Origin of the sequence: Flavobacterium sp. FlaQc-30, assembly GCF_044005885.1 — a bacterium.
Taxonomy (GTDB): Bacteria; Bacteroidota; Bacteroidia; order Flavobacteriales; family Flavobacteriaceae; genus Flavobacterium.
The window spans coordinates 339,192-357,839 of record NZ_JBIPCO010000007.1 but is presented as its reverse complement, the minus strand read 5'-3'; the positions used below and the strand labels follow the sequence as shown (position 1 = coordinate 357,839).

At 35.5% G+C, this 18,648-nt stretch carries 14 protein-coding genes; 8 read left to right on the top strand and 6 right to left on the bottom strand.

Annotation, left to right across the window (positions count from 1 at the left end):
- The first annotated feature begins 258 nt into the window (after nucleotides 1-258).
- The 8 genes from ACHRV0_RS16895 (at nucleotide 259) to ACHRV0_RS16860 (ending at nucleotide 6,783) form a co-directional block, all read left to right on the top strand.
- Complete coding sequence (locus ACHRV0_RS16895; RefSeq protein ID WP_395441714.1) at nucleotides 259-1,386, top strand: NAD(P)/FAD-dependent oxidoreductase; 1,128 nt, start codon at nucleotides 259-261, stop codon at nucleotides 1,384-1,386.
- Nucleotides 1,387-2,100, top strand: a complete 714-nt coding sequence (locus ACHRV0_RS16890; protein ID WP_395441713.1) for a methyltransferase domain-containing protein — start codon at nucleotides 1,387-1,389, stop codon at nucleotides 2,098-2,100.
- On the top strand, nucleotides 2,097-3,149 hold the full coding sequence (locus ACHRV0_RS16885; protein WP_395441711.1) for a type III polyketide synthase: 1,053 nt from the start codon (nucleotides 2,097-2,099) through the stop codon (nucleotides 3,147-3,149). Before ACHRV0_RS16890 ends, ACHRV0_RS16885 begins: the two co-directional genes overlap by 4 nt.
- A gap of 191 nt (nucleotides 3,150-3,340) precedes the next feature.
- Complete coding sequence (locus ACHRV0_RS16880) at nucleotides 3,341-3,778, top strand: 3-hydroxyacyl-ACP dehydratase FabZ family protein (RefSeq protein WP_395441710.1); 438 nt, start codon at nucleotides 3,341-3,343, stop codon at nucleotides 3,776-3,778.
- Nucleotides 3,775-5,046, top strand: a complete 1,272-nt coding sequence (locus ACHRV0_RS16875; RefSeq protein WP_395441709.1) for a beta-ketoacyl-[acyl-carrier-protein] synthase family protein — start codon at nucleotides 3,775-3,777, stop codon at nucleotides 5,044-5,046. Before ACHRV0_RS16880 ends, ACHRV0_RS16875 begins: the two co-directional genes overlap by 4 nt.
- Before the next feature lie 69 nt (nucleotides 5,047-5,115).
- The gene (locus tag ACHRV0_RS16870; RefSeq protein WP_395441708.1) at nucleotides 5,116-5,370 is read left to right on the top strand and encodes an acyl carrier protein; all 255 of its coding nucleotides are present in this window, start codon (nucleotides 5,116-5,118) and stop codon (nucleotides 5,368-5,370) included.
- Nucleotides 5,367-5,864: a 4'-phosphopantetheinyl transferase superfamily protein gene (locus ACHRV0_RS16865; RefSeq protein ID WP_395441707.1), complete on the top strand. Its 498-nt coding sequence runs from the start codon at nucleotides 5,367-5,369 to the stop codon at nucleotides 5,862-5,864. Before ACHRV0_RS16870 ends, ACHRV0_RS16865 begins: the two co-directional genes overlap by 4 nt.
- A gap of 229 nt (nucleotides 5,865-6,093) precedes the next feature.
- A complete protein-coding gene (locus ACHRV0_RS16860) occupies nucleotides 6,094-6,783 on the top strand; it encodes a VIT family protein (protein ID WP_395441706.1) in 690 nt (229 codons plus the stop codon).
- Between the two features lie 112 nt (nucleotides 6,784-6,895).
- Here the strand turns inward: ACHRV0_RS16860 and ACHRV0_RS16855 are convergent, their stop codons facing one another.
- The 6 genes from ACHRV0_RS16855 to ACHRV0_RS16830 form a co-directional block, all read right to left on the bottom strand.
- Nucleotides 6,896-8,026 carry an efflux RND transporter periplasmic adaptor subunit gene (locus ACHRV0_RS16855; RefSeq protein WP_395441705.1) on the bottom strand — a complete coding sequence of 377 codons (1,131 nt, stop codon included), beginning with the start codon at nucleotides 8,024-8,026 and terminating at the stop codon, nucleotides 6,896-6,898.
- Nucleotides 8,027-8,030: 4 nt separating this feature from the next.
- The gene (locus tag ACHRV0_RS16850; RefSeq protein WP_395441704.1) at nucleotides 8,031-12,410 is read right to left on the bottom strand and encodes a CusA/CzcA family heavy metal efflux RND transporter; all 4,380 of its coding nucleotides are present in this window, start codon (nucleotides 12,408-12,410) and stop codon (nucleotides 8,031-8,033) included.
- Between the two features lie 85 nt (nucleotides 12,411-12,495).
- The gene (locus ACHRV0_RS16845) at nucleotides 12,496-12,789 is read right to left on the bottom strand and encodes a hypothetical protein (protein ID WP_395441702.1); all 294 of its coding nucleotides are present in this window, start codon (nucleotides 12,787-12,789) and stop codon (nucleotides 12,496-12,498) included.
- Nucleotides 12,790-13,116: 327 nt separating this feature from the next.
- Entirely contained in the window at nucleotides 13,117-15,468 is a 2,352-nt protein-coding gene (locus ACHRV0_RS16840) for a family 20 glycosylhydrolase (RefSeq protein WP_395441701.1), read from the bottom strand.
- Nucleotides 15,469-15,704: 236 nt separating this feature from the next.
- Complete coding sequence (locus ACHRV0_RS16835) at nucleotides 15,705-17,339, bottom strand: beta-N-acetylhexosaminidase (RefSeq protein ID WP_395441700.1); 1,635 nt, start codon at nucleotides 17,337-17,339, stop codon at nucleotides 15,705-15,707.
- A 411-nt stretch (nucleotides 17,340-17,750) separates the two neighbouring features.
- Nucleotides 17,751-18,605 carry a fumarylacetoacetate hydrolase family protein gene (locus tag ACHRV0_RS16830; protein ID WP_129022820.1) on the bottom strand — a complete coding sequence of 285 codons (855 nt, stop codon included), beginning with the start codon at nucleotides 18,603-18,605 and terminating at the stop codon, nucleotides 17,751-17,753.
- Nucleotides 18,606-18,648: the final 43 nt, after the last annotated feature.

Here is an 18,648-nt window from a genome sequence, read left to right as displayed (position 1 = left end):
TGAATAGAATTACTGATAGGTAAAAAACTTTCTTTTGAAAATTAACGATATAAATATAATAATGATTCCGTTTAAATTACAAAAGAAGAAGCAGTATAAAATAGAAATAGCAGGTTAAACGATTTCATGCCTTATTAATCCAGCTGTTTCTATCTGATAATTTAATATTTCCTGATCCTTTATTTTATTTATTATTCGAAACGAACTTAATCTCCTCATTTTAACCATTATCTAAGATATAATTTCTAAATTAGTGATATGGAAACAAATCCGGATGTACTCATTATTGGCGGCGGACTAGCCGGTTTGACTGCGGCTATACATTTGTCTCAAAAGAAACTAAAAGTAATTTTGATCGAAAAATCAAGTTATCCTCGACACAAAGTTTGCGGTGAATATATCTCTAACGAAATCCTTCCCTATTTGCAATGGCTTGGCGCCGATGTTTTAGAACTAAATCCCACCAACATTTCAAAATTTGAATTTACTGCCGGCAACGCGAAAAAAGCTTCTGCAGCACTTCCGTTAGGAGGTTTTGGCGTAAGCCGATATACACTCGATCATTTTTTATATCAAAAAGCATCAGCTCATAATTGTACTATTATTAATGACACCGTAACTAATGTATCTTTTGATAATGATGTATTCACCATAAATACTTCAGATCATACTTTTAAAGCAAAAATAGTTTTAGGTGCTTTTGGAAAAAGATCAAACATAGATCAAGTTTTGACAAGAAGCTTTATTCATAAAAAATCGCCTTGGTTAGCAGTAAAAGCACACTATTCTGGAAGTTTAGACGATGATCTTGTGGCGCTTCACAACTTTAAAGGAGGTTATTGCGGAGTTTCTAAAGTCGAAAACAATGTCATAAACATCTGTTATCTGGCAGATTATAAAACCTTTAAACAATATAAAAACATTGAAGACTATCAGCAAAATGTACTTTATAAAAATAAGCATCTTAAAGACATTTTTGAGAATAGTCAACTCCTCTTTGATAAACCATTAACTATAAGTCAAATTTCTTTTGACAAAAAACAAGCTGTTGAAAACCATATTTTAATGATTGGCGATACGGCTGGACTTATTCATCCGCTTTGCGGCAATGGAATGGCGATGGCAATTCACAGTGCCAAAATAGCATCAGAATTAATCTTAGAATATTTTTCGGAACAACAAATGCCTCGTGAAATCGTCGAAAAAAAGTATACCGAAGAATGGAATATTCATTTTGGAAAAAGAATGCTTTGGGGCAGAATTCTTGCCCAGATCTTAACTCATAAAATTATTACAAACATACTTGTTACAATAGCAGCATCGTTTCCTAAAGTAATATCTAGAATAATAAAACAAACACATGGCAAAACAATAGCAATTCACTAAATGGCAGTTAGCACCCAATATAGAACACTCGCTCCTGAGATTATGGATGATTTTTCTCTTCAAGGAGAAGAACTCCAAGCCGCACTTGACCAAATTGCACGTATAAATCAATTGCTTGGCGGCAACAAACTCACTCTTCACGGAATAAAACAATTGCTAAAAAAGACGGATACTGCCAAAACAATAACAATTGCTGATATAGGCTGCGGCAATGGCGATATGCTGCGAATGCTGGCGAAATTTGGTAAAAAAAATAATCTCAAATTTAAACTTATCGGCATTGATGCAAACGCTTTTACAATAAAATATGCACAAAATTTATCTAGAGAATATCCTAATATCCAATATTATTGCGAAGACATTTTTAGCCCAGAATTTGAAAGCCTAAAATATGATATTGTATTATGCACCTTGACGTTGCATCATTTTACCAATGTCGAAATATTAAATATAATTACTATCTTTAATAAGAATGTTGAGGTTGGAATTATTATTAACGACCTGCATCGCAGCAAACTAGCATATCGTCTTTTTGAATTGATCTGTGTTCTTTTTAGTTTGACTAAAATGTCGCGTGAAGACGGACTAGTATCTATTTTAAGAGGATTTAAAAAAAATGAGTTGGAAGAATTCTCCAAAAAACTAAAATTAAAAAACTATACCATAAACTGGAAATGGGCATTTCGCTATCAATGGATAATTACTAAAACATGAGTGTAAAAATAGTAACAGTTGCCAAGCAGCTACCACAATATTCAAGAGAAACGTCCGAAATAATTCCAATGCTAGAAAATTGGCTTCACGGACAAGACGAACGCTTCATCAAAAAAGTCAAAAAAATATTTGAAGGCGCCGCTGTAGACAAACGTTACTCTATAATGGATCCTGAATCTGTTTTTACAGCAACTTCATTTGAAGATAAAAACGATATCTATAGTCGGGAAGTTATTATACTGGGCGAACAGGTTCTACAAAAAGCACTCGAAAAAGCCAATTGGAATCCCGAAACTTTAGACTATATCATTACTGTAAGCTGTACGGGAATAATGATTCCGTCTTTAGATGCATATCTTGTCAATAAAATGAAATTAAGGCAAGATATTGTACGGCTTCCTGTAACCGAAATGGGTTGTGCAGCGGGAATATCTGGAATAATTTATGCTAAAAATTTCCTGAAAGCTAATCCTGGAAAACGTGCTGCTGTAATTGCTGTAGAATCACCAACGGCAACTTTTCAACTTGATGATTTTTCAATGCCTAATATTGTAAGTGCTGCTATTTTTGGTGATGGCGCAGCTTGTTGTTTATTATCTTCCTATGAAGAGGATTTAGGTCCCGAAATACTCGATGAAGAAATGTATCATTTTTATGATGCTGAACATATGATGGGATTTAAACTCACTAATAATGGTTTAAAAATGGTGCTGGATATAGAAGTACCAGAAACTATTGCTTCCCATTTTGAAGATATTATTCATCCGTTTCTAGAAAAAAATAGTTTAAAAATTGAAAATATAGATCATATGATATTCCATCCCGGCGGAAAAAAAATCATTAATAAAGTAGAGTCACTTTTCTCAGAATTAGAAAAAAACATAAACTCAACTAAAGAAGTACTTAAACAGTATGGTAATATGTCGAGTGCTACAGTTTTATACGTTCTAGAACAAATTATGGACGAAAATCCGCAAGCAGGAGAAAAAGGATTAATGCTCAGTTTTGGTCCAGGATTTTCGGCACAGCGAGTTTTATTGCAATGGTAATATTGTATAAAACTGAACGCGGATTTTACTGATTCGCGATGCGAAAACGCGGATTTAAACGGATTTTAAAATTGAAAAACGTTGGACAATGAATAAATGAAATAAAAAAATCAGTTTTAATCAGCGTCTTTACGAAGTAAATCCGTAAAATCCGCGTTCAGTCAAACATCAAACCATTAAACAAAAAAATCATGACCTTAGAAAATATCCAAGCACAGTTACCATACAGCAAACCTTTTCTATTTGTAGATGAATTGCTCCATGTAGACGAAAATAGTGCTATTGGAACTTATACTTTTAAAGAAGATCTAGATTTTTATAAAGGCCATTTTAAAGATAATCCTGTAACTCCAGGAGTAATTCTGACCGAAACAATGGCGCAAATTGGCATGGTCTGTCTAGGTGTTTACCTATTAGGAAATAACTTTAATAAAGATACTATAATCGCTTTTACATCAGCCGATATGCAATTTTTAAAACCTGTTTATCCAAACGAAAAAGTAACAGTAACTTCTCAAAAAACATTCTTTAGATTTGGAAAATTAAAATGTGAAGTAGTAATGACAAACGAAGCCGGGCAAGAAGTTTGTAAAGGCATTTTGGCGGGTATGATTACAAATAGATTATGAGCAAACGAGTTGTAATAACAGGATTAGGCGTTGCTGCTCCAAACGGAGTTGGAATCACCGAATTTAGTCACGCCATAAAAAACGGAATATCAGGAATTCGACATGATACTCAGTTGGAAGAACTTCAATTCTCTTGTCAAATAGCAGGAAAACCTGAAATATCCGAAGAATTAAAAGCCCTGTATTTTACAGAACTGGAACTTCGTGGTTTTAGCAGTACCGGCATCTTATATGGTGTTATTGCAGGTATCGAAGCTTGGAAAAATGCAGGATTACCCATAGAGCTCAACGAAGAACCTGATTGGGACAGCGGAATTATTTTTGGTTCTGGCACTTCAGGAATTGATAAATTTCGCGAAAGCATATATAAAATAGATGAACTTCAGGTTCGAAAATTAGGCAGTACTGTTGTGGCTCAAACCATGAATAGCGGTATCAGCGCTTATCTAGGCGGTAAACTAGGGCTCGGGAATCAAATTACCACAAATTCGTCTGCCTGCTCAACTGGAACCGAAGCTATTTTAATGGCTTACGATCGTATACAATCTGGACAGGCCAAACGCATACTAGCAGGAAGTACGGGCGATAGCGGACCTTATATTTGGGGAGGCTTTGATGCCCTTCGGGTTTGCAGTTCAAAATACAATGATAATCCCGAACAAGGTTCCCGACCTATGAGCGCCTCAGCTGCAGGATTTGTGCCTGGAAGTGGTGCAGGAGCATTAGTCATCGAAGATTTAGAAACCGCCTTAGAACGTGGTGCAACTATTTATGCCGAAATATTAGGCGGAAATGTAAACTCGGGCGGACAACGTGGTAACGGAAGTATGACAGCACCCAACAGCACAGCTGTACAACGCTGTATTGCCAATGCAATTAAGCAATCCGGAATTTCTGCAACTGATATTGATGCAGTCAACGGACATCTTACCGCAACCACAAAAGACAGTCTTGAAATTGAAAACTGGACTATTGCATTAAACAGAAAAGGAAAAGATTTTCCGTATATCAATTCCTTAAAAAGCATGACAGGACATTGCTTAAGTGCCGCAGGAAGTATCGAAAGTATTGCTGCAATACTACAAATTCACGAAGGTTTTATATTTGGAAATATAAACTGTGATGATCTTCATACCGAAATTACTACATTGATTCATCCATCTAAAATACTTTTAAAAACAATCGAAATTAGTCCAAATATAATTGCCAAAGCCAGTTTTGGTTTTGGTGATGTAAATGCCTGTATAATCCTTAAGAAATTTTCATAACAGATGACAAATTATAGTAATAATTCAAATCTCATTTGAAAAAAACATAACCCAAAACTAAAAACCAATATGAACAAAGAAGAACTTATCGCTAAACTAAAATTGATTATAAAACCATACACTACTAATACCGAAGCGTATAACAACCTTAATGAAAATACTGATTTCATTAAGGATCTAAATATCAATTCGGCTAACTTGGTAGATATTGTACTGGATATCGAAGAAAACTTTGATGTAGTAATTGATAATACCGATATGGAACGTATGCTTAATGTAAAAGTTGCCGTAGAAATCATAGAAACTAAGTTATCCGAAAAATGATTGGCAATGATGTAATAGATATTCAACAATCACGACAGGAAAGCAATTGGCAGCGTAAAGGTTTTATACAAAAACTATTTACACAAGACGAACAATTGCTTATTTCAAATGCACCAAATCCAGAAATTATGGTTTGGCTGCTTTGGAGTATGAAAGAAGCGGCTTATAAAATCTATAACCGTCAAACCAAAATAAGAGAATATATCCCGCAAAAACTCGTTTGTTCGATCACATCTCAAAACCAGAATACTGCTACAGGAATTGTTACTTGTTTTGATACTGTTTATTATACCAAAACAACACTTTCTAAAGACCATATCCATACTATTGCAGTCAATATTTTAGAAAATCTTAATGATGTGACAGAAATCGAAAGAAAGTTTATTCTAAAAGATAAAAACGGTATTCCCTACTTACTCACTTCTCAAAATACAATTCAGAACGTATCAATAAGTCATCACGGACGATTTGAAAAAGTGGTGACTATTCTTTAAAGTGCCCCCAGCGGGGTAAAATATTTATAGAATTGCAATAAGACAAACAAAAAAGTTCCATAGAAGCGGAATATATTTATATTCTGAAAAAAAGTATCGCTCCTATGGAGCTTTATATTCAAAAGATCTATTTATCTCCTTGAAAATTTAGAATCATTCTATCAGCTTTTATCTGGTTATCAAACGCTTTTTGAAGTAACTTCATAATGAAATAACAACAGGTGCACTAATGGAAGCTGAAAATCATTATATCAACCGAAGCGGCTGGCTTAGAGCAGCTGTTTTAGGCGCAAACGACGGAATTTTATCTACAACCAGTTTAGTTATTGGTGTTGCTGCCGCAACTACCACACGAGAGCCTATTTTACTCGCCGCAGTAGCAGGTTTGGTTGCGGGAGCACTTTCTATGGCAGCAGGAGAATATGTGTCTGTAAGCTCACAATCTGATGTTGAAGCAGCCGATTTAAAAAGAGAAAGTCATGCTCTGAAAACCATGCCCGAAATCGAACTTGAAGAACTCACTGATATTTATGTACAAAGAGGATTAAGTAGACCTTTAGCACACCAAGTTGCAATGGAATTAACAGCTTATGATGCACTCGAAGCTCACGCCAGAGATGAACTGGGAATAAACGAAATCACACAGGCAAATCCATTAATGGCAGCTTTTGCATCGGCTGTATCGTTTATTGTTGGTGGATTATTACCCGTTTTGGTAGCCATTTTTGCTCCTATACGCGATATGGTATTTTGTCAATATGCTTTTTCAATACTCTTTCTTGCTTTTTCAGGAGTTTTGGCCGCTAAAGCAGGAGGTTCAAACATATTAAAAGCAGTACTTCGTATTTGTATTTGGGGAACTTTTGCAATGGTAATGTCGGCACTCGTAGGATATATTTTTGGCGTTCAGACTACTTAAATGAAAAGAGCAACCCAAATCAGGACTGCCCTCTTACCAACAATTAACTAAATAATTCTTTTAATCAATATCAATCTTTTTTGACTTTATGACTTTCAAACTTCCGACTTACTTATTCATCTCCGCCATTCATAAAAGTCATTAAAAGTGTATACGCATTCTTAATCACAATTTTTGACGATTTATCAATAGTCGAAGATTTAATTTGACGGAAACCATCAGTCGTAGTTCCGGGTTCTACTGCAACCATTTTGTATTGATTATTTCCGCTTAAAGCGAAAACAAAAAACTTACCCTGCCATCTTACCACAGCATCTTCTGGAACTGTAATCGCTTTCTCGTTTTCAAATTCCGCTTCAGCATTAATAAAAAGTCCGGGAATTAATGTTTTATCATATTGGTTTACTTTACATATAACTTCCGCCGCACGATCATCATTAAGGCTGCGATTGATATACGCTATTTTTGCAGGGAATTTCTTTGTAGGATTGGCATTCGTAAAAGCACTTACCGTTTGCCCTACTGAAAGCAAATGAATATCTTTTTCAAAAGCATTCATTACCAATACAATATCACTCATTTCCATCAATTCAAAAAGCATATCTGTTGGAGCAATATATTTACCCACATTTACATTTATCTTAGATACTACACCATTTATTGGCGAAACAATTGAAACCGTTTTACTGATATTTGAAGCTGAAAGCGTTTTGACATTAATCCCTAATAAAGATAATTTTTGTGCCAAAGACGACATATAAATACGCTGAGTCTGCATTTCTGTAGCCGTTTGTTCGTACAATTTATCGCTGCTTGCTTTCTTTGCATTTAGTTCTTTTTGTCGGTCGTACTCGCTTTTAGCCAACTGAAATTTTTCTTTCGCCGTAAGGTAATCTTGCTGTAATTGTATGTATTGCATATCTTCAACAACGGCTAATAATTGTCCTTTTCGAACATGCATTCCCGCCATTAAATCTGTTTTTTTAATATAGCCGCCAAGCGGAATACTAACCGAAACAACACTTTTTGGCGGAACCGTTACAGTTCCTTGAAGTTGTAATATTCCTTTTACCGTTCTTTCTTCTGGATTTCCCACAACAAGTCCCGCATTTTTAATCTGTTCGCTGCTTAACTGAATGGTATTTTCCTGTTTTTGTACTGTTTCCTTCTCTTGATTCTTTTTATCACTATTACAGGAAACCAGCAATAAAAGACTAAAAATCGTGATGATATATATTTTCATGATATTATAAATTAGTGAGAGTTTGAAGATTTATAATCGCTTTATTGTAATCGTTAATCCTGTCGAGATATTCATTTTTAATGGTAATCGCCTGATTTACGACCAAAACCCATTGCAAATAATCAATATCTCCATTTTCCAGTTGGCTGTTTGCCGCATCAATAATCACAGTCGCATTTTTAAGTCCTTCGTTCTCGTAATAATTAAGACTTTCTTTATACTTTTCGGCTTCACTAACCGCATTAGCGATTTCTGTTGTCATTTCAACTTTTAACGATTCTGCCATCATCTTGTAATTTTCATATTCAATTTTTGCCGCTTTATTGCGTGAAGACTGACTCGAAAAGAATAACGGAATCGATACTCCCAAATTCACATAACTAAACCTGTGACCGCTGTCATAATACACTTCCTGCCCTGCAGCACTGGTTTGTGTACCAATAATGCTTAAATTATTATATCCTACCGTAATATCCGGCATTAGTTTAGCCTGTTCCGCTTTCCATTTCCATTTTGCCGCTTCTGCTTCATGATTCGAAAGTTGAATTTGCGGAAGTTCTGCTGTATTTATTTTTTCATTTAATGAAATAGCAAAATCATGTTTGATGTTTGCCGAAATAGGAACATGCACTATACTATCCTGCAAAATTGTATTAAAAGATTTCAGCGTAATCGCAATATCTTTATTGACCATCGTAAGCTGATTGGTATAAAACTGCCTTGCCGATTGAGAAGCGCTTTTCTCTAATACATTGGTTTCTCCCGCTCTATAACGTAAATCTGATTTTTGCTCCATTAATCTGTAAATAGAATCGGCGTAAGCCAATAATTCCTTTTTACTATTGAGCCAGATATAGTAATAAAACAAGCTTCTCACATTCGATTTAATCTGTTGCGAAGTCAATTGTGAAGTCACTTTGGCAGCATTATAATTTTCCTGCAACGCTTTTTTCTGATGGGTGTATAAAGTAGGGAAAGCAAAAGTCTGACTCACACCAAAACGTGAATCATTAACAGCACTGTTGAACTGACCATAATCAGCATCTAAAGCTAATTTTGGGATATCATACGCTGATTTTTGCAATTGTTCTTTGGACTTTTCGTTAAGATGAGCCGATTTAATTCTTCTGTTATGCTGAAGCGCAATCAACAAAGATTCATCCAGAGAGACAGGCTTTTGCTGCGATTGCATTGAAGCTGTAACCAATAAAGCGACAAGTAATAAAGTCAGTTTATCCATTTTATATTTTTTAATTTTTTTCGAAAATACTTTGGTATGATAGGTCATTAAATAAATGGCCGGAAGTACAAAAAGTGTCAGCAAAGTTGCCGTTATCAATCCGCCAATAACTACCGTTGCTAACGGGCGTTGAACCTCTGCTCCTGCTCCGTTACTCAGCGCCATTGGCAAAAATCCTAAAGAAGCCACTGCAGCGGTCATTAATACAGGACGTAACCTGTTTTGGGTTCCTGTAAGGATGATTTGGAACGGATCTGTAATTTCACCTTGTTTTTGTATTCGGTTAAACTCCGATATTAAAACAATTCCGTTTAAAACTGCTACACCAAAAAGCGCAATAAAACCAACACCGGCTGAAATACTAAAAGGCATATCTCGCAAGGCTAAACCAAAAACACCTCCAATTGCCGATAATGGAATTGCCGTAAAAATGATAATTCCTTCTTTAAACGATCTGAAAGCAAAATACAATAAAGCCAAAATCATAAACAAAGCTGCTGGAACCGCAACTCCCAAACGTGATTTTGCCTGTTGCAAATTCTCGAAAGTTCCGCCATACGTAACATAATATCCAGGATCAAATTTGATCTGGCTGTTGACTTTTTTCTGCAATTCTTCCACGATAGATTCTACATCACGACCTCTTACATTAAAACCAACGATAATTCTTCGTTTAGCATCTTCACGCTGAATTTGGTTAGGTCCTTCAACCTCTTTTACAGAAGCCACTTGATACAACGGAATCTGCATTCCGGAACGGGTTGAGATTAAAAGGTTTCGAACGTCCGAAATGTCTTTTCGCCCGCTTGCTTCCACTCTTACCACCATATCAAAACGCTTTTCGCCTTCGTAAATACTTCCAGCTACAGCTCCTGCAAAAGCCGCATTTACGGTTTGATTAATATCGGAAACATAAATGCCATATTTTGCCATTTCTGCCCAGTCATAATCAATTACGATTTGAGGCATTCCCGTTACTTTTTCAACATACAAATCTGTTGCACCTTCAACCGTTTTACTAATTGCGCCCAATTGTTCTGCATATTGAGCCAACTTATCGAGATCTTCTCCATAAATTTTACAAACTAAATCCTGTTTGGCTCCCGTCATCAATTCATTAAAACGCATTTGTACTGGAAACTGAAAACCTGTTGTAACTCCTGGAGCAACTTGTTTTACGGTTTCGGTCATTTTATCTGCCAGTTCTGGAAACGAAGAAGCGCTTGTCCATTCTGATTTATCTTTTAGTACAATAATCATATCTCCGCCCTCAATAGGCATTGGATCGGTAGGTATTTCAGCACTTCCAATTCTCGAAACCACTTTTTCGACTTCAGGATATTCCGTTTTAAGTTTATTTGAAATTTTCTGAATGGTTTCTGTTGTCGTCGAAAGATTCGTTCCTAACAACAATCGGGTTTCTACCGCGAAATCGCCTTCTTCTAACTGTGGAATAAACTCTCCTCCCATTCGGCTGAAAAGCAGCAAAGCAATTCCAAATAAAACAAAAGCCGAAATGACAATTCCTTTTTTCATCTTTAAAGCTTTGGTCAGCCAATTTTCATAAAGTCCTTCCAATTTTGTCATAATTCGGTCAGAAAGATTGGGTTTATGACTAACCTTTTTACTGATGAACAAAGCGCTTACCATTGGAACATAAGTAAGTGACAAAATAAATGCTCCCAAAATAGCAAAGGCAACTGTTTGTGCCATTGGTTTAAACATTTTACCTTCAATACCTTCAAGAGATAATATTGGCAGGTAAACAATCAGAATAATGATTTGTCCAAATACTGCGGCATTCATCATTCGTCCTGCTGAACTGGTAACTTCTTTGTCCATTTCTTCCTGCGAAATGGTATCGATTCCTTTGTATTTTTTGGCACTATGAATATGATGTAAAATCGCTTCAACAATAATAACGGCACCATCGACAATTAAACCAAAATCGAGCGCACCAAGACTCATCAAATTTCCGCTTACGCCAAAGGTGTTCATCATAATAATGGCAAACAGCATGGCTAACGGAATCACAGAAGCTACGATAAATCCAGCTCGTAAATTTCCTAGAAAAAGTACCAGAACTAAAACGACAATCAAAGCACCTTCGATCAGGTTTTTCTCCACTGTACCAATCGCATTGTCGACCATTTTAGTACGATCTAAAAAAGGCTCAATTTTTAAACCTTTTGGCAGAATCTTTTCGATTTCGGCAACACGTTTTTTTACATTAACGATAACATTATTGGCATTTTCGCCTTTCAGCATCATCACAATTCCACCCACAGATTCGCCAATATCATCTGTTGTTAAAGCACCGTAACGTATCGCTGAGGACATTTTTACTTCGGCAATATCTTTGATTAAAATTGGAGTTCCTGCCTGCGTATTTTTAACGATGATATTTTGAATATCTTTAATATTTCGCTTCAATCCCACACTTCGGATATATAATACAGTTGGTCCTTTTTCAATATAAGCTCCACCTGTATTTTCGTTATTACTGCTTAAGGCGGTAAAAACTTCTTTTATAGTCAGGTTTTGTGCTTTTAATCGCGACGGATTTACGGCAATTTCGTATTGTTTCAGCTTTCCTCCAAAAGTAGCTACATCAGCAATTCCGGGAGTTCCCAATAGTTGTCTCCTAATTGTCCAATCTTGAATGGTACGCAAATCTTCAAGCGAATATTTGGTTTCGTAACCGGGTTGCGGTTTTAAAACATATTGGTAAATTTCGCCCAAACCTGTTGTTGCTGGCGCCATTTCGGGAATACTGGCATTCTCTGCAATTTCTACTTTTTGCAAACGTTCTGCCACTTGTTGACGCGCCCAATACACATCGGTATCATCAGCAAAAACAATAGTTACAAGCGAAAGTCCGAAACGGGAAATACTGCGGCTTTCTTTAAGTTGCGGAATATTGCTGATCGCCTGTTCGATCGGGAAAGTGATTAAACGTTCTACATCTTCTGCGCCCAAAGACGGAGCAGTTGTAATAATCTGAACCTGATTGTTGGTGATGTCAGGAACGGCATCAATTGGTAAACGGGTAACTTCAAAAACACCGTAGATAATCCACAGCAAGGTGAAAACCCCAATTACCAGTTTATTTTTAACTGAAAATTGAATGATCTTATTGAGCATAATTTGATTTAATTTTTTAGAAATAATAATGTCATGGTTAAAACATCAAAATGTCTTAACCACAATAAAATCTTAGAAAATTAAATTATGCCAAAGGAGGTCTGAATACTGCAAACAATGCAGGATTAGAATATAAGTTGGAAGTAAAAGGAATTATGCCTGACTCTGAAAAATCAGTACTAAAAGGAATGTCAAATGTGTGTTTTTCTGCAGGAACAAATACAAGCTGAAAAGAAGCGCTCGAAATATGCTTAAACGGAAGCTGCATATCGCGATCAGTATCATTATCGTTGATGTCGTCTCCCCAATAATGCATTTCCAAAAAATCTATAAAACTTATATTGTGTCTTTGCTGGTGTTCATTGTAATGTTCGATCAATATAGGCAATTTATAAAACTGCTGAAAGAACCCAATATTGGATACGATTAGAAAGATGAATATGTAGACGATTAGTTTACGCACTTTACAAATTTAGAACATCTAAAAGAATAATCTGTTATCTAAAAAACAAAAAACTACTAGATTTTTAATATTTAACAAAAAATGCTTTCCAATAGTTGAAACCAGTAGCAAGGTTTCAAACTTAGGATAATCAGACACAATATCTAGAATAAAAAAGAGGTCAAGTTTCGCGGCTTGCGAAACTGACCTCTTTTTTATACATCGTTCAAATTAAAAAGTATTTCTACTTTTTTATACTATCACTTATTCTACCATAATTTCATCTACAAACAGCCACGCCGATTGTCCTTCTCCTGGATGTCCTTTTGGACACTGACCTAAATTCTTGGCTGTAACACGGACAAACTTAGCTTTTTGCTCCGCAAATTGAGCGGTAAAATCTTTTATCTGAATATCCTTTTCTGAAGCGGCTATAGAGTTCGTCACTGTTTTTACTTCCTTAAAAGTAACGCCATCTTGTGATATTTCAAATTTTACATATTGCGGTAAAAATATCCATTGGCTCCAATTTTGAATACAGCCCAAAGTAATACTGCTTATTGATGTACTTGCTCCCAAATCTATAGTCGCAACTAAATCATTTTCATTGAAACCGTGCCATTGTTTGCCAATATCTTTTGTTCCTCTAAAACCATCAATTAATGTATTCACTCCGTTAGCACGATAATGACTGCTGTTGGCATTTGTGTAACTTATTGTTTTTCCAGTTGCTTTATTGAAGGTAAAAGATTGTTCTGCAGGTTTTGCACTCACTACTTTATTATTTATAACCGTGATTGCTTTTACGGTCATAGAACTATTTACTACAAATGGTTTTTCATATTTAATGCTGTTTGTAGATGGTGCGCTTCCGTCAGTTGTATAATAAATTACTGCATCTATTTGATCTGTATCAAGTTCTATAAAAAGTTTATTGTTTTCGACTACCGGCTTAATATCGACTTTGAAATTTCCTTTTGAATAACGGATTCCTCTTTGCTCAAAACCTACTAAATGGGGTTGTAAACGTTCAGCAAAATTTTTCCAATCACGCTGCTCTTTTTTAGACCACAATACTTCAGCTAATGCAAGCATACGAGGCAGAATCATATATTTAACATGTTCTGCAGTACTTATGTATTCTGTCCATAAATTGGCTTGTGCACCCAAAACACGTTTAGCTTCTTCGGCGGTTAATTCTACTGGAATTGGGTCATAATTGTATACTTTTTTCAGCGTATTAAATCCGCCAATTGCAAGAGGTTCTGTTTCAGGATCACCTTGATAATGGTCAAAATAATATGGAGAACCTGGTGTCATCACTACATCATGTCCCATTTTAGCCGCTTCGATTCCGCCTGCTTCTCCACGCCAGCTCATAACAGTAGCTTCTGGAGCTAATCCGCCTTCAAGAATTTCATCCCAACCTATCATTTTTCTGTTATTCGAAACCAAGAATTTTTCCATTCTGCGAATGAAATAGCTTTGTAATTCTTTCTCGTCTTTCAATTGTTCCGTTTTCATTCTAGCTTGGCATTTAGCACAATGTTTCCAGCTCGTTTTGTCTACTTCGTCTCCACCAATATGAATATATTTGGAAGGGAAAATTGCCATTACTTCTGTTAATACATCTTGCAAGAATGAAAAAGCTTGATCGTTTCCTGCACAATAATTACTTTCTACTTTACTGGCTAAGAAATTACCCGACTGTGCAAAATTATTTTTAGAATTACACGAAAGTTCTGGATATGCCGCCATTGCAGCTTCTGAGTGACCAGGCATTTCGATCTCTGGCACGACGGTAACATTTCTTGCTTTGGCGTAAGCTACAATTTCTTTGGCTTGTTCTTGCGTATAATAACCACCATAAGTCGATTTGCTTCTGTCAGCATTAAATTCTATTTCAGCCCAATTCCATGATTTTCCCCAATCATCAACACGCCAAGCGGCTTGTTGGGTAAGTTTAGGATATTTTTTAATTTCTAAACGCCAGCCTGCTCCATCGACTAAGTGCCAATGAAAAACATTCATTTTGTAAGCTGCCAGTAAATCGATAAATTCTTTTACCAATTCTGGAGAAGCAAAATGACGGCTCACATCCAACATCATCCCTCTCCATTGAAAGCGAGGATAATCTTTTATTTCCATACTTGGAATTTGAACTAAATCATTGGTACGACTAAAAGGCAGTGTCTGCAATAAGGATTGTACGCCGTAAAACAGTCCTTTGGATGTATTGGCTTTGATATGAATTTCTTTTGGGTTTATAGAAAGTAAATATCCTTCGTCTCCAATTTCTTTGATTTTTTCGATACTAAAAACAATCTCTTTTCCGCTTGGCTTAGTATTGTTTAATTCAAATCCTGTAACGCGTTTTACATATTCTTTAAAAAAGTGAACTACTTTTTCGGCAGCAGGATCTTTCTTATCTACTTTTATAACAGTAGAATTATCAAAGGAAAAACTGCCTTGTTTGATTTCTAAACTTACGGGCTGTGGTATTATATGAACGGACTCCTGTGCCTGTGCCTGTGCCTGTGCCTGCGCCTGCAAATGCATTGAAAACATCAATGCTACAGCTAAAATTACGGTTGTGGTTATTTTTTTGGTTTTCATTATTTGATATAATTAGCTAAAAGTTAAGCGTTGCGGTTATTTTATTTAAACACATAGTTGCCTATGTTTTTGTTTTTTTTTACGCAGATTTAAAAAGATTTACGCCGATAAGTGTAGATTATTATTCATAGTATCTTAGTTTAAATCTGCTTTAATCTGCAGAATCTGCGTGAAATAAACTAGGCAAATAACAAAAGACAGCCCTAGTTGAGCTGTCTTTTATTGATTGCGTATTATTATTGCTCTTTAAAATAATTTGCTCCCCACATGGTATAACGTTTTTTCATGGTTTCAATTTTTGTTTGAAATTGAGACCAATCTTTTTTATCTTTTGGAGACCATAAAACTTCACTTAAGGCACTCAAACGAGGGAATATCATGTATTCTACTTTGGCAGGATTTGCCATGTATTCTGTCCAAACATTTCCTTGCGCTCCCATAACGAATTTTGCTTGCTGCTCATTCAACTCTTTAGGAATTGGCTCGTAGCTGTATACTTTTTCTAACGGCAAGAAACCTCCAATGGTAACTTCTTTTTCGTTTTTAGTTTGCGAATGATCTAAATAAACGTGGCTTCCTGGAGTCATAATAACCTGATGATTTTCTTTTGCAGCAGCAATTCCGCCAGCTTCTCCCTGCCAGCTCATAACGATAGCATTTGGAGCTAAACCTCCTTCTAAAATTTCATCCCAGCCAATTATAGTTCTTCCTTTTCCGTTTACATATTTTTCGATACGTTGAATAAAATAACTCTGAAGACCGTGTTCATCTTTTAAACCTTTTTCTTTAATCATCTGCTGACAAAATTCGCTTTTTTTCCAAGCGTCTTTTGGAGCTTCATCACCGCCAATGTGAATGTATTTTGAAGGGAATAACGCAATTACTTCATCCAATACATCTTCTAAAAATTTAAAAGTATTTTCAGTCGGAACAAAAATATCAGCATGTACGCCCCAAGTTTCCTGAACGATCTTATTTCTTCCGTTAGCCATTTCTTGCTTACTCTTATCTGAAATCATATTAGCAGGAAGATTGGTTTTCTCATTAGGAAAACAGCTCAACTCAGGATAAGCAGCAATTGCAGCACTGCTGTGTCCCGGCATTTCGATTTCTGGAATTACTGTAATAAATCTATCTGAAGCATATTTTACAATGTCTTTTACTTCTTCTTGTGTATAAAAACCTCCTTCTGGCGTATTATCACTTCCTTTACCTGGATATTTACCAATGATGCTTCCGTTTCTTTTAGAACCAATTTCTGTAAGTTTTGGATATTTTTTAATTTCAATTCTCCAACCTTGATCTTCGGTTAAATGCCAATGAAAATAATTCAATTTATGTAATGCTAAATAGTCAATGTATTTTTTAACGAATGCCACTGAGAAAAAATGACGTCCAACATCAAGCATAGCACCTCTGTAAGCAAAACGAGGTTCGTCTTGAACATTTACTGATGCTATTGCAAGATTACTGCTTTTTTCTGCAGGCAGTAATTGAATAAGAGTTTGAATTCCGTAGAAAGTTCCAATAGGAGAATTTCCTGTAATTTCGACACCATTTTTATCTGATTTTAAACTATATCCTTCACCTTTAAGCCCTTGAAAATTTTTAAGACTTGTTAATTTGATATAATTCTTGGTTGCTTTTTTTACTACTGGCAATACAAAACCATAGTAATCAGACAAATAATCATTTAAAAAAGCTGCTGAAGCATTATCTTCTTTATTGGCAGCGACCAAACTTGTTTGTGCATTAATCACAAAACTCCCAGTGTTCTTAACAACTTTTACGGGTTGCGGGATAATATTTACTTCTTGTGCAAACGACACCGTGCAGCATAACAGAAGCGAAAAGAGAAATGACTTAACCATATTTACTATTTTTTAATTATTTTAAAATTACAAATTCTTTGTGTGTACGATAACACTTTTTAAGCAAATCATAATAAATTTACTTAAAATCACAATCCCGATAACAATCAAGACAGATTTTAAGTCTGAAAAAAAAAGATACTTTTTGCACAAAATCAGCAAAGCTAGGAATTTTGACAAAAGCTTATCTTCAAAAATGGCTTGCGCATTTTTGTCATCCCGAGGAACGAGGGATCTCCGCAAAATAAATTACCAATCTTTGTCGAGCTGCTTACGGAGATCCCTCGTTCCTCGGGATGACAAGATTGTGGTTGTTTTTTGTAAACCATTTTTTAGATCTTTATCAAAAGCTCATTGTGCTTTTGATTTAAATCTCTGTTCTAATATACTATAATAACAGGTTGCATTATTTTATTTCGTATAAGCCACAGCATGTTGTTTACTGCTGCCTAAACCATCCATTCCTAATTCAATCACATCTCCTGCTTTGATGTAAATAGGTTCTGGTTTAATTCCTAAACCTACACCGGGAGGCGTTCCTGTGCTGATAATATCACCCGGAAGCAAAGTCATAAACTGGCTTAAATAATGAACTAAAAACGGAATTTTGAATACCAAATTTGAGGTATTACTGTTTTGGAACTTTTTCCCGTTTACAGTTAACCACATTGGTATATTATTCACATCTGCGATTTCATCCTGAGTTGCCAAAAAGGGTCCAAGCGGCGCAAATGTATCGCTTCCTTTTCCTTTTGCCCATTGTCCTCCACGTTCGATCTGAAAAGCTCTTTCGCTGTAATCATTCAATAAAGCATAACCTGCAACATAATCTAAAGCTTCGGCTTCTTCTACATAACTTGCTTTTTTTCCTACTACAAAAGCCAGCTCAATTTCCCAATCCGTTTTTTCGCTGTTCTTTGGAATAATCAAATTATCATTTGGTCCGCACAGTGAAGTTGTGGATTTAAAAAAGATAATCGGCTCTGCTGGAATTGGCGCATTGGTTTCATGACAATGATCCACATAATTTAATCCAATACAAATTATTTTTGAAGGTCTTGCTACTGGAGAACCTAAACGTACATTTGAATCCACTTCTGGTAAAACAGGGTTATTTTCTAATGCTTTTTTTAATTTCTCTAGTCCGTTTTCTTCAAAAAATGCTTCATTATAATCTGTTACTATTGAAGATACATCAAATCTTTTTTCATCTATTAAAATACCCGGTTTTTCTTTACCAGCTTCTCCAAATCGTATTAGTTTCATTTTATTCTTATTTAATATATTATACTTTGTCTTATTTGTTTAA

Bases quoted from the DNA above. Each gene is read 5' to 3' on its own strand.
- ACHRV0_RS16895 (WP_395441714.1), top strand. From the start codon at position 259: ATGGAAACAAATCCGGATGTACTCATTATTGGCGGCGGACTAGCCGGT.
- ACHRV0_RS16890 (WP_395441713.1), top strand. From the start codon at position 1,387: ATGGCAGTTAGCACCCAATATAGAACACTCGCTCCTGAGATTATGGAT.
- ACHRV0_RS16885 (WP_395441711.1), top strand. From the start codon at position 2,097: ATGAGTGTAAAAATAGTAACAGTTGCCAAGCAGCTACCACAATATTCA.
- ACHRV0_RS16880 (WP_395441710.1), top strand. From the start codon at position 3,341: ATGACCTTAGAAAATATCCAAGCACAGTTACCATACAGCAAACCTTTT.
- ACHRV0_RS16875 (WP_395441709.1), top strand. From the start codon at position 3,775: ATGAGCAAACGAGTTGTAATAACAGGATTAGGCGTTGCTGCTCCAAAC.
- ACHRV0_RS16870 (WP_395441708.1), top strand. From the start codon at position 5,116: ATGAACAAAGAAGAACTTATCGCTAAACTAAAATTGATTATAAAACCA.
- ACHRV0_RS16865 (WP_395441707.1), top strand. From the start codon at position 5,367: ATGATTGGCAATGATGTAATAGATATTCAACAATCACGACAGGAAAGC.
- ACHRV0_RS16860 (WP_395441706.1), top strand. From the start codon at position 6,094: ATGGAAGCTGAAAATCATTATATCAACCGAAGCGGCTGGCTTAGAGCA.
- ACHRV0_RS16855 (WP_395441705.1), bottom strand. From the start codon at position 8,026: ATGAAAATATATATCATCACGATTTTTAGTCTTTTATTGCTGGTTTCC.
- ACHRV0_RS16850 (WP_395441704.1), bottom strand. From the start codon at position 12,410: ATGCTCAATAAGATCATTCAATTTTCAGTTAAAAATAAACTGGTAATT.
- ACHRV0_RS16840 (WP_395441701.1), bottom strand. From the start codon at position 15,468: ATGAAAACCAAAAAAATAACCACAACCGTAATTTTAGCTGTAGCATTG.
- ACHRV0_RS16835 (WP_395441700.1), bottom strand. From the start codon at position 17,339: ATGGTTAAGTCATTTCTCTTTTCGCTTCTGTTATGCTGCACGGTGTCG.
- ACHRV0_RS16830 (WP_129022820.1), bottom strand. From the start codon at position 18,605: ATGAAACTAATACGATTTGGAGAAGCTGGTAAAGAAAAACCGGGTATT.